General features: G+C 72.6%; 11 protein-coding genes. 5 read left to right on the forward strand and 6 right to left on the reverse strand.

Features of this window, described 5'->3' with window-relative positions; translation table 11 throughout:
- The 3 genes from ACRDTB_RS32220 to ACRDTB_RS32230 form a co-directional block, all read left to right on the forward strand.
- A partial coding sequence (locus tag ACRDTB_RS32220) for an ABC transporter ATP-binding protein (RefSeq protein ID WP_431435975.1) occupies positions 1-1902 on the forward strand: 1902 nt, incomplete at its 5' end.
- A gap of 245 nt (positions 1903-2147) precedes the next feature.
- Entirely contained in the window at positions 2148-5885 is a 3738-nt protein-coding gene (locus ACRDTB_RS32225; protein WP_431435976.1) for a multifunctional oxoglutarate decarboxylase/oxoglutarate dehydrogenase thiamine pyrophosphate-binding subunit/dihydrolipoyllysine-residue succinyltransferase subunit, read from the forward strand.
- A gap of 4 nt (positions 5886-5889) precedes the next feature.
- The gene (locus ACRDTB_RS32230) at positions 5890-6060 is read left to right on the forward strand and encodes a DUF6104 family protein (protein ID WP_431435977.1); all 171 of its coding nucleotides are present in this window, start codon (positions 5890-5892) and stop codon (positions 6058-6060) included.
- Positions 6061-6069: 9 nt separating this feature from the next.
- Here ACRDTB_RS32230 and ACRDTB_RS32235 read toward each other — a convergent pair whose 3' ends face one another.
- Positions 6070-7251: a hypothetical protein gene (locus ACRDTB_RS32235; protein ID WP_431435978.1), complete on the reverse strand. Its 1182-nt coding sequence runs from the start codon at positions 7249-7251 to the stop codon at positions 6070-6072.
- Between the two features lie 131 nt (positions 7252-7382).
- Positions 7383-8375, reverse strand: a complete 993-nt coding sequence (locus ACRDTB_RS32240; protein ID WP_431435980.1) for an aldo/keto reductase — start codon at positions 8373-8375, stop codon at positions 7383-7385.
- A 44-nt stretch (positions 8376-8419) separates the two neighbouring features.
- Here ACRDTB_RS32240 and ACRDTB_RS32245 point away from each other — a divergent pair, with 44 nt between their 5' ends.
- Both ACRDTB_RS32245 and ACRDTB_RS32250 read left to right on the forward strand, forming a co-directional pair.
- Positions 8420-10444: a glycogen debranching N-terminal domain-containing protein gene (locus ACRDTB_RS32245; RefSeq protein WP_431435981.1), complete on the forward strand. Its 2025-nt coding sequence runs from the start codon at positions 8420-8422 to the stop codon at positions 10442-10444.
- Positions 10445-10525: 81 nt separating this feature from the next.
- Positions 10526-10777, forward strand: coding sequence for a hypothetical protein (locus ACRDTB_RS32250; RefSeq protein WP_431435983.1), 252 nt, complete (start codon positions 10526-10528; stop codon positions 10775-10777).
- Here ACRDTB_RS32250 and hutI read toward each other — a convergent pair.
- From hutI to hutU, 4 genes are all read right to left on the reverse strand, one after another.
- Positions 10774-11913: an imidazolonepropionase gene (hutI, locus tag ACRDTB_RS32255; RefSeq protein WP_431435984.1), complete on the reverse strand. Its 1140-nt coding sequence runs from the start codon at positions 11911-11913 to the stop codon at positions 10774-10776. The two genes, ACRDTB_RS32250 and hutI, sit on opposite strands and share 4 nt — an antisense overlap.
- Positions 11910-13217: a formimidoylglutamate deiminase gene (locus tag ACRDTB_RS32260; protein WP_431435985.1), complete on the reverse strand. Its 1308-nt coding sequence runs from the start codon at positions 13215-13217 to the stop codon at positions 11910-11912. Before ACRDTB_RS32260 ends, hutI begins: the two co-directional genes overlap by 4 nt.
- Complete coding sequence (locus ACRDTB_RS32265; protein ID WP_431435986.1) at positions 13214-14437, reverse strand: allantoate amidohydrolase; 1224 nt, start codon at positions 14435-14437, stop codon at positions 13214-13216. The genes ACRDTB_RS32260 and ACRDTB_RS32265 overlap by 4 nt, the downstream gene beginning before the upstream one ends.
- The coding region (gene hutU, locus ACRDTB_RS32270; RefSeq protein WP_431435987.1) for a urocanate hydratase at positions 14434-15642 on the reverse strand (1209 nt) is incomplete at its 5' end. The genes hutU and ACRDTB_RS32265, both read right to left, overlap by 4 nt.

Below are 15642 nucleotides of genomic sequence, written 5' to 3' on the forward strand. Positions count from 1 at the left end.
GCGCTGACCGGGGTGCCGCCGACGCCGGAGCTGCTGGAGCGCGTCGCGGCGCTGCCCCCGGCCACCGAGCTGCCGAAGCTCGACAGGGAGGACCCGACCGCGGCCGACCCGGGCTTCCGGCTGCGCCGGCTGCTGCGGCCGGTGCGCTGGATGCTGGTGCTGGTGGCGTCGCTGGTCGTCCTCGACGCGGTGCTGACGATGGCGCAGCCGTCGCTGGTCCGCGCGGGCGTCGACGCCGGCGTGGTCACCGGCAACGCCGCCGCGCTGTGGACCGCTACGGCGATCGCGGCGGTGCTGATAGCGCTGCTGTTCGTGGAGACCGCGTGCACCACCGTGCTCGCCGCCCGGGTCGGCGAGCGGTTGCTGTACCTGCTGCGCGTGCGCAGCTACGCCCACCTGCAACGGCTCGGGCTCGACTACTACGAGCGCGAGATGGCCGGCCGGATCATGACCCGGATGACCACGGACGTGGACGCGCTGTCGACGTTCCTGCAGACCGGCCTGGTCAGCGCGCTCGCGAGCATCCTGACGATCGTCGCGATCACGGTGGCCCTGCTGGTCACCGACATCGGCCTGGCGGCGGTGGCGCTGGCCGTGCTGCCGGTCCTGATCATCGCGACGGTGATCTTCCAGCGACTGTCCACCCTGGCGTACACGCAGGCGCGCGAACAGGTCAGCGCCGTGAACGCCGACATGCAGGAGAACGTGTCCGGGCTGCGGATCGCGCAGGCGTTCACCCGCGAGGAGCACTCGGCACGGGAGTTCGCCGAGCGCAGCGACACCTACCGGCGCACGCGGCTGCGGGCCCAGCGCTACGTGGCGACGTACTTCCCGTTCGTGGCGCTGCTCGCCGGCGTCGCGCAGGCGGCCGTGCTGGCGGTCGGCGCGGGCCGGGTCGCCGACGGCTCGCTGACGCCCGGCGTGCTGCTCGCGTTCATGCTGTACCTGAACCTGTTCTTCGCGCCGGTGCAGCAGCTGTCCGGGGTGTTCGACGGCTACCAGCAGGCCCGGGTCGGCCTGCGGCGGATCGCCGACCTGCTGCGCACGCCCACGTCCGTCGAGCCGCCCACCGACCCGCGGCCGGTACCACCGACGCTGGCCGGCGCGGTCGAGCTCGCCGATGTGTCGTTCCAGTACCCGGGCACGGACCGGCCGGCGCTGGCGGGCGTCAACCTGTCCGTCGCCCCCGGCGAGACGGTGGCGCTGGTCGGCCCGACCGGGGCGGGCAAGTCGACCGTGGTGAAGCTGATCGCCCGCTTCTACGACCCGACCTCGGGCGCGGTCCTGGTCGACGGCGTGGATCTGCGGGACTACGACCCGTCGGCGTACCGCAGGCGGCTGGGTGTCGTGCCACAGGAGCCGCACCTGTTCACCGGCGACGTGGCGAGCAACGTGGCCTACGGCGACCACCACGGCCCGCCGGCGAACGGCGAGGCGGACCGCGCGGAGGTGGAGTCTGCCGTCCGCGCGGTCGGTGCGCTGCCGATGGTCGCCGAGCTGCCCGCGGGCTTCCGCCAGCGGGTGGGCGAGCGGGGTCAGGGCCTGTCGGCCGGCCAGCGGCAGCTGGTCGCCCTGGCGCGGGCCGAGCTGGTTCGGCCGGACGTGCTGCTGCTGGACGAGGCGACCGCGGCGCTGGACCCGGCGACGGAGGCGGTGGTCCTGGCGGCGAGCGAGCACCTGGCCCGGCCGCGCACGACGTTCGTCGTGGCCCACCGCCTGGCCACCGCCGCACGGGCCGACCGGATCGTCGTGCTGGACGGCGGCCGCGTCGTGGAGGAGGGCACGCACGCACAGCTCCTCGACGCCGGCGGCCACTACGCCACCCTGTGGCGCCACGGCACCACCGAGCTCCATCTCGACGACTCCCGCCCAGCGCCCGGCACGGTCCATGTCTCGACCTGACGCCGGCCGGTCCCGCGGATACCCCGCTCGCCGGAGGCTTGGTCTGGACCGGTGGCGGGTACGGTCGAAGGTGATGCGAGTATCTGGTCACAGGTCTGCGGGGGCGGTCATGATGCGGTGCCGATCATTCGCGTGACCTGGCGCGCCGCCGGTTGTGTCGACCACACGCGACTCGACCGGAGGACTAGCCTGAACATGCAGAGATTTCAGTAACAGATCGAGATGGATAGAGGCGAGTGCCTGCCGTGTCCAGCAGCAGCCCTGCGTCGCAGTTCGGCCCGAACGAATGGCTCGTCGAAGAGATGTACGAGCAGTTCCTCGCCGACCCGTCGTCCGTGGATTCCGCGTGGCACGACTTCTTCGCGGACTACAAGCCAACACAGCGCGCCGCGGCCCAGACCAAGGCCGACACCACGACGGCGGCCAAGTCCGCGTCGACCAGAGCCGACACCGTGAACAACGGCCAGCGCCCGGCGACGAGCGCCGTCCGGCAGGCACCGCCGACGAAGCCGGCCGACCAGCCCACGCCGACGGCGAAGCCGAGCACGCAGCCGACCAAGCAGCCGAGCACGCAGCCGACCAAGCAGCCGAGCGCGCAGCCGACCAAGCAGCCGGCCGCGAAGCCGAGGCCGGCGGACAAGGCCGAGGCCACCAGGCCGCTGCGCGGTGCCGCCGCCTTGATCGCCAAGAACATGGAGCTCTCGCTCACCATCCCGACCGCCACGAGCGTGCGCGCGGTCCCGGCGAAGCTCCTGTTCGACAACCGGATCGTGATCAACAACCATCTGCGGCGCACCCGCGGTGGCAAGGTCTCCATCACGCACTTGATCGGTTACGCGCTGGTCCGCGCGCTCGCCGACTACCCGAACATGAACCGGCACTACGACGAGGTGGACGCCAAGCCGGTGGCCGTCACGCCGGAGCACATCAACCTGGGCCTCGCCATCGACCTGCCCGGCAGGGACGGTCAGCGCACCCTCGTCGTCGCGTCGATCAAGCAGTGCGAGGGGATGACCTTCACCCGCTTCTGGCAGGCCTACGAGGAGATCATCCGCAAGGCCCGCAACAACTCGCTGACCGCCGACGACTTCGCCAGCACCACGATCTCGCTGACCAACCCGGGCACGATCGGCACCAACCACTCGATGCCCCGCCTCACCAAGGGCCAGGGCGCGATCATCGGCGTCGGCGCGATGGAGTACCCCGCGCAGTACCAGGGCACCAGCGAGCGCGCGCTCGTCGACCTGGGCGTCAGCAAGATCATCACGCTGACGTCGACCTACGACCACCGGATCATCCAGGGCGCCGAGTCCGGCGAGTTCCTCCGCCGCGTGCACCAGCTGCTGCTCGGCGAGGACAACTTCTACGACGACATCTTCACGTCGCTGCGGCTGCCCTACGAGCCGGTCCGCTGGGTCGAGGACATCCCCGAGGGCGCGATCGACAAGACCACCCGCGTCATCGGGCTGATCGACACCTACCGCACGCGCGGTCACCTGATGTCCGACGTCGACCCGCTGAACTACCGCCAGCGCAAGCACGAGGACCTCGACATCCTGTCCCACGGCCTGACCCTGTGGGACCTCGACCGCGAGTTCCCGGTCGGCGGGTTCGCCGGCAAGGAGCGGATGAAGCTGCGCGACGTGCTCGGCGTCCTGCGCGACTCGTACTGCCGCACGGTCGGCGTCGAGTACACCTACATCCTCGACCCGACCGAGCGCCGCTGGATCCAGGAGCGCGTCGAGGTTAGGCACGAGAAGCCGCCGCAGGCCGTGCAGAAGTACATCCTGTCCAAGCTCAACGCGGCCGAGGCGTTCGAGACGTTCCTGCAGACCAAGTACGTCGGCCAGAAGCGGTTCTCGCTCGAGGGCGGCGAGACGGTCATCGCGCTGCTGGACACCGTGCTGGACAAGGCGGCCGAGTACGAGCTGGACGAGGTCGTCATCGGCATGCCGCACCGCGGCCGGCTGAACGTCCTCGCGAACATCGTGGGCAAGCCGATCTCGCAGATCTTCCAGGAGTTCGAGGGCAACCTCGACCCGGGTCAGGCGCACGGCTCCGGCGACGTGAAGTACCACCTCGGCGCCGAGGGCAAGTACTTCCGGATGTTCGGCGACGGCGAGACCAAGGTGACGCTGACCGCCAACCCGTCGCACCTGGAGGCCATCGACCCGGTGCTGGAGGGCATCGTCCGGGCCAAGCAGGACCTGCTCGACAAGGGCGGCACCGGCTTCACCGTGCTGCCGGTCGCGCTGCACGGCGACGCCGCGTTCGCCGGCCAGGGCGTGGTCGCCGAGACGCTGAACCTCGCGCTGCTGCGCGGGTACCGCACCGGCGGCACCGTGCACGTGATCATCAACAACCAGGTCGGCTTCACCACCGCGCCGGAGCACTCGCGGTCGAGCCAGTACGCCACCGACGTGGCGAAGATGATCCAGGCGCCGGTGTTCCACGTGAACGGCGACGACCCGGAGGCGTGCTACTGGGTGGCGCAGCTGGCCATGGACTACCGTCAGGCGTTCAACAAGGACGTCGTGATCGACATGGTCTGCTACCGGCGGCGCGGGCACAACGAGGGCGACGACCCGTCGATGACCCAGCCCGCGATGTACGACATCATCGACGCGAAGCGCAGCGTGCGGAAGACCTACACCGAGGCGCTGATCGGCCGCGGCGACATCTCCGTCGACGAGGCCGAGAAGGCCCTGCGGGACTTCTCCAGCCAGCTCGAGCACGTGTTCAACGAGGTGCGCGAGCTGGAGAAGCACCCGGTCGCGCCGAGCCCGTCGGTGGAGTCCGAGCAGCAGGTGCCGGCGAAGCTGCCGACCTCGATCACCCGTGACGTGCTGCAGCGGATCGCCGACGCGCATGTGGACCTGCCGGCCGGATTCTCGCCGCACCCGAGGGTCAAGCCGGTGCTGGAGCGGCGCGCGAAGATGGCCCGCGACGGCGGCATCGACTGGGCGTTCGCGGAGCTGCTGGCGTTCGGCTCGCTCAACCTGGAGGGCCACCTGGTGCGGCTCGCCGGCCAGGACTCGCGCCGCGGCACGTTCGTCCAGCGGCACGCGGTGCTGATCGATCGCAAGTCCGGGCGGGAGTACCTGCCGCTGCAGAACCTCGCGCCGGAGCAGAGCCGGTTCCTCGTCTACGACTCGGCGCTGTCGGAGTACGCGGCGCTGGGCTTCGAGTACGGCTACTCGGTGGCCAACCCGGACGCGCTGGTGCTGTGGGAGGCGCAGTTCGGCGACTTCGTCAACGGCGCGCAGTCGGTGATCGACGAGTACATCTCCTCCAGCGAGGCCAAGTGGGGCCAGACCTCGGACGTGGTGATGCTGCTGCCGCACGGGCACGAGGGTCAGGGTCCCGACCACACGTCGGGCCGCATCGAGCGCTGGCTGCAGCTGTGCGCGGAGGGCTCGATGACCGTGGTCGTGCCGTCCACGCCGGCGAACTACTTCCACCTGCTGCGCCGCCACGCGCTGGACGGAGTGGCCCGGCCGCTGGTCGTGTTCACGCCGAAGTCCATGCTGCGCAACAAGGCGGCGATCAGCTCGGTCGAGGACTTCACCGAGGAGTCCCGCTTCAACTCGGTTTTCGACGACACGTCGGTCACCGACCCGTCGGCGGTCCGCAAGCTGCTGCTGGTGTACGGCAAGCTGTACTACGAGCTGGCCGCCGAGCGGGACAAGCGCGGGCTGACCGACGTGGCGCTGGTGCGCATCGAGCAGCTCTACCCGGTGCCGGTGAAGCGGCTGGGCGCGATCTTCGAGCGGTACCCGCACCTCACGGATGTCCGCTGGGTCCAGGAGGAGCCGGCGAACCAGGGCGCGTGGCCGTTCTACGGGCTGCACCTGCCGGAGTTCTACCCCGAGCTGCCGCGCGTGACGCGGGTGTCCCGCCGCGTGATGTCCGCGCCGTCGGCCGGCTCGGGCAAGGTGCACGAGGTCGAGCAGCGGGAGATCATCGAGAAGGCGTTCGCCTAGCGCAATGTACTTCACCGACCGAGGCCTCGAGGAGCTCGAGGACAGACGCGGCGACGAGGAGGTCACGCTGTCCTGGCTGGCCGCCAAGATGCGTGCCTTCGTCGACGCCAACCCGGAGTTCGAGACCGCCGTGGAACGCCTGGCCACCTACCTGGCCCGCGACGACGACGACTGACCTCGCGGGTCAGCCGAGCATGGCCTTGGCGCTTTCGTACAACGCGTTGCCGGTGACACCCAGGAGGAGGCCACCGCCGAGCCGGGCGACCGTGCGCAGCGCACGGCGCAGCCGCCCCGGGTCGGTGGTCTTCGCCTCGTCGGCCGCGTCGCGGAGCGCGGCCAGCGCCTCGTCCAGCTCGGCGTCGTCGGCCTCCGTCAGCTCGACTCCAGCACGCTCCGCCTCGATCGCGTCGGCGAGCTCGCGCCAGGTACGGCGCTGTGTCTCGTCGAACACGACGAGCGTCTGGTCCCCGACCGTCGCACCGCTGATGGCGACGGTGGAGTTCACCACGGCTCCGTGGAACGTCGCCTTGATCTTGTTGCTGCGCTCCTTCGGCAACGCATCCTCCAGCAGTTCCTTGTCACCGATCCGTTCATGCGCCAGCAGCCAGGTCTCGCCGGCCGACGTGATCTTCAGCCGGTCCTCCTCCTCCGCGACGAGAAAGAACGTCGCGAGGGTCTCGATCGCCTCCTGGACGCTCGGCCCGGGATGACGCGTGACGTGCTCGTCGGCGATGACGAGCTCCCGTGGCACGTCCGGACACTCGTCCATTCCCTTGTTCCACAACACGCGCAGGATGTCCACGGCGGCGGCACCGGTCGCCGCGCCGTCGCAGTCGTCGCGGTCGCACCGTTGCGGCCGGCACGTGGTCTCGAGCGTCCACAGCTGGTGATCCGGGGTGTAGGTCAGACACTCCGTTTGGATGGTGTCGCACCACGCGATCCAGATCATCCCGAGCCAGTGGCCGGAGAAGTCGACGAACGTGGCCAGCACGGGTAGGTGGGACCTGCTGTGCGACCACGCCCAGTACAGGTTGTCGGCCCATACGAAGCCGGTCCGGAGAGCCTTCGTCCACAGCTTCCGTGGCGCCGGCAGGTCCCGCCAGAACCGATCAACGGTCTGGGGCTCGGGGGGCTCCTGCCACGTCAGCAGCTGACCGGCCTCGGCGCGGTCCGCCCGCTGCGGATACGGAGACCGGAGATCGTCGAGCACGAACCCGCGCCGCCTCAGCAGCTGCTTCGGCGGGTACCTCCCGGACAGCCCTGACATGAGCGGCCGTCGTCCCGTGCCGTCGGCGGCCCGGTGGATCGAGCACACCAGCAGCTCCGGTGGGATCCGGGAGGCCAACCCCCTGGCATTGGCGGACATGGCGGCAAGGCTACTGCGAACGGCGCAACGGCCCGCTGCTCACCTGAGCCGCGAGTCCCCCACTCCCGGCCGCGAGTCCCCGGCGGGAACGGGGGACTCGCGTGCGGAAGCGGGGGACTCGCGGGTCGGAGCTACCAGGCGTAGGCCTCGGGGGCGGGCTTGGCGCCGTTGGGGGCCGGTGGCGGGAACAGCTCGTCCAGCGTGGCGAGCGTGTCCGCGTCCAACGTGATGTCCACCGCGCGCAGCGAGCCCTCCAGCTGGGCCGGCGTGCGCGGGCCGATGATCGGTGCCGTCACACCCTCCTGGTGCAGCAGCCACGCGATGCCGAGGTCCGCCGGGTCCACCCCGAGCTCCGCGGCCAGCTTCTCGTACGACGAGATCGCGTCGCGGTACTGGTCCATCGAGCTCGCCGCGCGGCCGCTCGCGCCGCGGGACGCCCCGCCCTCGCGCAGCTTGCGCAGCACACCGCCGAGCAGACCGCCGTGCAGCGGCGACCAGGGGATCACGCCGATGCCGTAGTGCCGGGCCGCCGGCAGCACCTCCAGCTCGACCCACCGGGTCAGCAGGTTGTAGATCGACTGCTCGCTGACCAGCCCGAGGAAGTGCCGTGACCGCGCGGCCTCCTGCGCCTGCGCGAGGTGCCAGCCGGCGAAGTTGGACGACCCGAAGTACAGCACCTTGCCCTGCTGGCGCAGCACGGAGAAGGCCTCCCAGATCTCCTCCCACGGCGTGCGCCGGTCGATGTGGTGCATCTGGTACAGGTCGACGTAGTCGGTCCGCAGCCGCCGCAGCGACGCGTCCGCGGCGCGCCGGATGTTCAGCGCCGACAGGAGGCCCTCGTTGGGCCAGTCGCCCATCGGGCCGTACAGCTTCGTGGCGAGCACGGTGCGCTCCCGCCGCCCACCGCCCTGCTCGAACCACCGGCCGATGATCTGCTCGGTGACGCCAGTACCTCTGTGCCCGCCGTACCTGTTCGCGGTGTCGAAGAAGTTGATGCCGTGCTCGTGGGCCTTGTCCATGATCGCGAAACTGTCCTCTTCGGACGTTTCGGGACCGAAGTTCATCGTGCCGAGCACCAGCCGGGATACGGACAGGCCGCTACGGCCGAGTTGCGTGTACTCCATGATTGCCAACCTACGCCCGGAGTAACTCCAGGATGGGATGGACGATGAACCGGATGTTCACGCACGAGCTCGTGACCGCGGTCCGCGCGCCCGCCGCGGTGCTGTCGGACCGGGACGGCCAGCTGCGACAACGTGGCGCGCAGGGCTTCCTGGTCGCCGACGTACGGCACCTGTCGGAGCTGACCGTGCTGGTCGACGGCGAGCCGGCGGCACCGGTCGGTCACTGGACCGAGTCGGCGGCCGCGTCGCGCTTCGTCGGCGCGGTCATCGGGCTCGGCGACGACATCGGCGACCCGACCGTGCGGCTCGAACGCGGCCGCCGGGTCGAGGCCGACACGCTGACCGAGGCGATCGCGCTGGTCAACGACGCACGTACGGAGGTCGCCGCCACGGTGAGCGTCCGGCTGGCCGCCGACCTGGCGCCGATCCTCGCGTTCCGCCACGGCCGGCCCACGACCCCGGTGACACCGCACCAGACCGACGGTGCGCTCGCCGGCTGGGCCGCGGGCTCGTGCACCACCACGGCCGCCGCCGACCGCACACCGGACCGCGTCGAGCTCGCCGCCGACCACGTCCGGCTCGACTGGGACCTGCGGGTGCCGGCCCGCGCCACGGCCACCGTCACGCTGAGGATCACCGCGACGAGCGCCACGGAGGACCCCGTCGTGCGCGCGCCGCTGACCCGGGACCTCGGCCCGCTGACCGTCGAGAGCCGCGAGCCCGAGCTGGACGGGCTGGTCGCGACCGGCCTGGACGACCTGCGCGCGCTGCTGCTCGCCGATCCCGCCGCGCCGGCCGACCGGTTCGCCGGCGCCGGCACGCCCTGGTACTTCACGCTGTTCGGTCGCGACTCGCTGTGGGCCGCCCGGTTCGCGCTGCCGCTCGGCACCGACCTCGCGCTCGGCACGCTGCGCACCCTCGCGCGCCGCCAGGGCACGAAGGACGACCCGGAGACCGCCGAGCAGCCCGGCAAGATCCTGCACGAGATCCGCCAGCTGCCGGCCGGCATCGAGCGGTCGCCCGGCCTGCCACCGTGCTACTACGGCACGATCGACGCGACCCCGCTGTGGATCAGCCTGCTGCACGACGCGTGGCGCTGGGGCCTGCCGGCCGCCGACGTCGAGCCACTGCTGGACCCGATGCGCCGGGCGCTGGCCTGGCTCCTGCGGCACGACTTTCTGTCCTATGTGGACGAATCCGGCCAGGGGCTGGCCAACCAGGGCTGGAAGGACTCGGTCGACGCCGTGCAGGACGGTGCCGGGCGGATCGCCACGCCGCCGGTCGCGCTCAGCGAGGCGCAGGCCTACGCGCACCGCGCCGCGCTCGACGCCGCCGCGCTGCTCACCGCGTTCGGGCGGCCTGGCGCCGGCGAGGCGCGCGCGTTCGCCGCCGGCCTGGCCGACCGGTTCCGGAAGTCGTTCTGGGTCAACGGGTTCCCGGCCCTGGCCCTCGACGGTGCCGGTCGTCCGGTCGACACGCTCGCGTCCAACCTCGGCCACCTGCTCGGCACCGGCCTGCTGTCCGCGGCGGAGGAGTCCACGGTCGCCGCTCGCCTCGCCGACCTCGACAGCGGCTACGGCCTGCGCACGATGGACGGCGACCACCCGTTCTTCAACCCGATCGGGTACCACACGGGCTCGGTGTGGCCCCACGACACGGCGATCGCCGTGGACGGCCTGGTACGGGCCGGGCACCCCGCGGTCGCGTCGGCGCTCGCCGCGGGCCTGGTACGCGCCGGCACCCGGTTCGGCCACCGGCTGCCCGAGCTGTACGGCGGCTGGTCGGCCGGGCAGGGCCCGCTGCTCGACTACCCGGGGGCGTGCCGCCCGCAGGCCTGGTCCGCGGCGGCCGCGCTGGTGCTCATCGGCGCCGCGCTGGGCCTGTCGGCGGACGTCCCGACGGGCACGCTCACGGTCGCCCCGTCCCCGGCGTTCGCCGCCTGGTTCCCGCTGCGGGTCACGGGCCTGCGGGTCGCCGGCCACCCGCTGGCGGTCGAGGTGGACCGGGACGGCCGGGCGAGCACCACCACCGGCGCACCGCTGCGGGTGGTCACCGGGCATGGACGATGAGCGGGTGACCGATCAGTGGCACGGCCGCCCGGCTGGACTCGACGCGCGGGTCTCCGCGATGATGGGCCGACGGTCAGGCGGATGAGGGGAAGCACCGTGGCGAGCAACGACGACCGCGACGAACGGGCGCGAGCCAACGGCGAGCCGCCGCGTACCGGGTCGAGCCCGGATCCGGTGCTGTTCGGGCCCGACCCGTTCGCCGACCTGCCCGGCGGGCACCCCGAGGACACCGACGAGGAGGCGCTGCCGACCCGGCCGACCTGGCCGGTCGTGGTGCTGATCGTCCTCGTCGTGGTCGCGATCGTCGGCGCCCTGGGAGTCTGGATCCGCTAGCCGACTCGCTCGCCCGCGCGCCACACCGCGTGCGTCAGCGGCACCCCGGGCCGGTAGGCGAGGTGGGTCACCGACGGCGCGTCCAGCACGTGCACGTCCGCCCGCGCGCCCACCCGCAGCACCCCGACGTCCGACCGGCGCAGCGCCCGCGCACCACCCCAGGTCGCGGCGCGCACGGCCTCCTCGACCGACATCCGCATCTGCAGCACGGCCGTCGCCACGCAGTAGGCCATCGACGAGGTGTACGACGAGCCCGGGTTGCAGTTCGACGCCAGCGCGACGGTCGCACCCGCGTCCAGCAGCGCGCGGGCGTCCGGCAGCGGCTGGCGGGTCGACAGGTCGCACGCCGGCAGCAGGGTGGCCACGGTGGACGACGAAGCCAGAGCGTCCACATCGGACGAAGTCAGGTACGTGCAGTGGTCCACGCTCGCCGCCCCCAGCGAGACCGCGAGCCGGACACCGGGGCCCGGACCGAGCTGGTTGCCGTGCACGCGCAGGCCCAGCCCGCGCGCGGCCGCAGCGGTCAGCACCTCGCGCGACGCCGCCTCGTCGAACGCGCCGGTCTCGCAGAACACGTCCGCCCACCGCACGTGCGGCGCCACCGCGTCGAGCATCTCGCCGCGCACCAGCGCCACATAGTCCGACCTGGACACTCCGGCCGGCACGAGGTGCGCGCCGAGGAACGTCACCTCGTCGACGACCCCGGCCGCGAGCCTGGCCGACCGCAGCTCGTCGGCGACGGTCAGCCCGTAGCCGGTCTTCGTCTCCAGGCAGGTCGTGCCCTGCGCCACCGCCTCGGCGACGTGCCGGCGCAGCCCGGCCGCCAGCACGGAGTCCGACGCGGCCCGCGTGGCGCCGACCGTGACCGCGATTCCGCCCGCGGTGTAAGGCTTCCCGGCCATCCGAGCGTTGAACTCCGCCGTCCGGTCACCCGCGAACACGAGGTGCGTGTGGCTGTCCACCCACCCGGGCAGCACCGCCCGCCCCCCGACATCCACGCGCTCGTCGGCGTCCGGCGCCCGCGTGGCCGGCCCGACCCACACCACGCGGTCACCGTCCAGCACCAGCGCGGCGCCGGACAGCGGACCGTCCACATTGGTCGTCAGCTCCCCGATGCCGGTGATCAGCACAGTCACGCCCACAGCTCCTCGATGGCCGGCCCCAGCAGGGCACCCACGTCGCCCAGCTTCTCGTGACATCCGTCCCGTGCGATGACCCGCCCCGCGGCGACCACCGTGTGCACGTCCTGCGCCGTCGCCGCGTACCCGGCCTGGGACGGCACGCACCCGGCCGTCCGTGCGCTGTCCAGCCGCACCGCCACCAGGTCCGCCGGCGCGCCCGGCGCGATCCGGCCGGCCATCGGCCAGCCCAGCGCCGCCTGGCCGGCCGAGGTGAGCGCCGCGACCAGCTCGGCCGGCGTGAACCGGCCGCGCGCCCCGGAACGCAGCCGCTCGGCGTGCTCTAGCGCCCGCGCCTCGAGCAGCGGGTCCACCACCGCGTGCTGGTCGCTGCCCAGCGACAGCGGCGACCCGGCCGCGTGCAGCTCGCGCGCGGGGCCGATGCCGTCCGCCAGGTCCGCCTCGGTCGTCGGGCAGAAGCAGACACCCGTGCGCGAGCCGCCCAGCAGCTCGATGTCCCGTGTGGACAGATGGGTAGCGTGCACCGCCGTGGTGTCCGGGCCGAGCGCGCCCGCCTCGTACAACAGGTCGGCGGGCGTCGCGCCATAGGCCGCCAGGCACGCCTCGTTCTCCGCTGGCTGCTCGGAGAGGTGGACGTGCAGCGGCCGGCCCGCCGCCGCCCCGACCACGGCGGCGAGGTCCGCGCGGGGCACCGCACGCACCGAGTGGATCGCCGCGCCCGCGCGGGCATGCGGCGCCGGACGCTGCGCCGAGATCCGCTTCGCCCACGCGTCGGCGGACCCGTCGGAGAAGCGTGCCTGCTCGGGTGCGAGTGGCGTGTCGATCCCGCCGGCCAGGTAGCACGTGTCCAGCAGCGTGATGCGGATGCCGGCGTCGGCCGCGGCCTGGCGCAGCGCCTCCCCCATCGCGTTCGGGTCGTCGTAGCGGCCACCGCCCGCGGGGTGGTGCACGTAGTGGAACTCACCGACGCACGTCACGCCGGCCACGGCCATCTCCGCGTACACCGCGCGCGCCAGTCGCAGGTAGCGGTCCGGGTCGAACCGGGCCGCCAGCCGGTACATCGCGCTACGCCAGGTCCAGAACGTGCCGCCATCCGCGTGCGTGCGGCCGCGCAGCGCGCGGTGGAACGCGTGTGAGTGGGCGTTGGCGAAGCCCGGCAGCACGAGCCCGTCCAGCCGGTACGCGCCTGCCGGCGGATCATCCACAGTGGACACGCGGGCGATGGCGTCCGTGGCATCGACGAGCACGCCCGGGCGCGGGCCGTCGGGCAGCCACGCGTACTCGCACCAGAAAGACGTCATCCGGCCAGCCGTTCCAGCACGGCGGCGAGCGCCTCCACACCCGCCACGCAGTCGGCGAGCTCGGCGTGCTCGGCCGGCGCGTGGCTCACCCCGGTCGGGTTGCGCACGAACAGCATCGCGGTCGGCACGTGCGCGGCGAGGATGCCGGCGTCGTGCCCCGCCCCGGTCGGCAGTGCCGGGACGCCACCCAGCACACCGGACACCTCGTCGCGCAGGCCGGTGTCGAAGTGCACGGTGTCTCCGTAGGACTCCTCGGCGACGGTCAGCTCGCAGCCCTCCCCGGCCGCGGCCGAGCGCGCCGCCGCGGTGATCTCCTCGACCACGGCGCGGGTGCGCGCGTCGTCGGGTGCCCGCGCGTCCAGCCAAACGTCCACTGTGGACGATATGACGTTCGTTCCGCCCGGGTTCGGCACCAGCCGGCCGACCGTCGCCCGCGCACCGTCCACGGCGGACGCGACGCGGCGGGTGGCGAGGACGAGCGCGGACGCCGGCAGCATCGGGTCGCGCCGGTCGCCGAGCGGGGTGGCGCCCGCGTGGTTCCCCTCGCCGCTGAACCGGAAGCGCCACCGGCCGTGCGCCAGGATCGAGCTCGCCACCCCCACCGACGCGTCCAGGTCGACCAGCCCGCGACCCTGCTCGACGTGCAGCTCGACGAACCGGCCGACCGCGGCCAGCGCCTCGTCGTCCCGGCCCAGCCGTGCGGGGTCGAGCCCGGCCGCGGTCACCGCCTCGGCGAGCGTGACGCCGTCCGGATCGGTCAGCCGGCGCGCCGCGTCCGCGTCGATCGAGCCGGTCAGCAGCCGCGAGCCCAGGCATGGCACACCGAACCGGCCGCCCTCCTCCTCCGCGAACACGACTATCGCGATCGGTTTCGCGGGCGCGAAACCCTTGGCGCGCAACATGTCCACGGCGACCAGTGCGGCGATGACGCCGAGCGGCCCGTCGAACGCGCCGCCGCCGGGCACCGAGTCCAGGTGGCTGCCGGTGACCACGGCGTCCGGGCCCGGCTCGCCCCACCACGCCCACAGGTTCCCGTTGCGGTCGGTGCGGACCGCGAGCCCACGCCGCAGCGCCTCCTCGGTGAACCACGCGCGCAACTCCAGCTCGGCGCGGTCGAACCCGTGCCGCGAGTACCCGCCACGGCGGCGATCGACCCCCACCTCGCTCAGCGCCTGGAAGGCGTCCTTCCAGGCGTCCGGCGTCCGGAAGGCGTCCTTCATGGCATCGGCACCCGGACGCCCCGCTCGGCGGCGACCTCCTCGGCGCGGTCGTAGCCGGCGTCGACGTGGCGGATGACGCCCATGCCGGGGTCGTTGGTGAGCACCCGCTGGATCTTCTGGCCGGCGAGCACCGAGCCGTCCGCGACGGTGACCTGGCCGGCGTGGATGGACCGGCCCATGCCGACCCCGCCGCCGTGGTGGATGGACACCCAGGTCGCGCCGGACGCGGTGTTCACCATCGCGTTGAGCAGCGGCCAGTCGGCGATCGCGTCGGAGCCGTCGGCCATCGCCTCGGTCTCCCGGTACGGCGACGCTACCGAGCCGCAGTCGAGGTGGTCGCGGCCGATCACGACCGGCGCCGACAGGTCACCGCCTGCGACCATGTCGTTGAAGCACTCCCCCGCGAGGTGCCGCTCGCCGTAGCCGAGCCAGCAGATCCGGGCCGGAAGTCCTTGGAAGGCAACGCGTTCGCCGGCCAGCCGGATCCACCGGGCCAGCGACTCGTTCTCCGGGAACAGTTCCAGGATCGCCCGGTCGGTCGCCGCGATGTCGGCTGGGTCGCCGGACAGCGCCGCCCACCGGAACGGGCCCCTGCCCTCGCAGAACATCGGCCGGATGTAGGCGGGCACGAAGCCGGGGAAGTCGAACGCCCGGTCGAAGCCGCCGAGCTTGGCCTCGCCGCGGATCGAGTTGCCGTAGTCGAACACCTCCGCGCCACGGTCGAGGAAGCCGACCATCGCGTCGACGTGCTCGGCCATGGAGTCGCGGGAGCGGTCGGTGAACTCGTCGGGCTTCTTCGCCGCGTAGTCGTGCCAGTCGTCGAGCGCCACGCCCTTCGGCAGGTACGCGAGCGGGTCGTGCGCGGACGTCTGGTCGGTGACGACGTCGACCTCGACGCCGCGGCGCAGCAGCTCGGGCACGACCTCGGCCGCGTTCCCGATCACGGCGACGGAGCGCGCCCGGCCCTCTCGCTTCGCGCTCTCCACGCGGCGGACCGCGTCGTCCAGGTCGGACGCCAGCTCGTCGAGGTAGCGGGTCTCGAGCCGGCGCCGCGCGCGGGCCGGGTCGACCTCGACGCACAGCGCGACGCCGTCGTTCATCGTGATGGCAAGCGGTTGCGCGCCGCCCATGCCCCCGAGCCCGGCCGTGAGCGTGAGTGTCCCTTTCAGACTCCCATCGAACCGCTTGCGGGCCACCGCGGCGAA

Source organism: Actinophytocola sp., assembly GCF_050699935.1.
Lineage (GTDB): Bacteria > Actinomycetota > Actinomycetes > Mycobacteriales > Pseudonocardiaceae > Actinophytocola.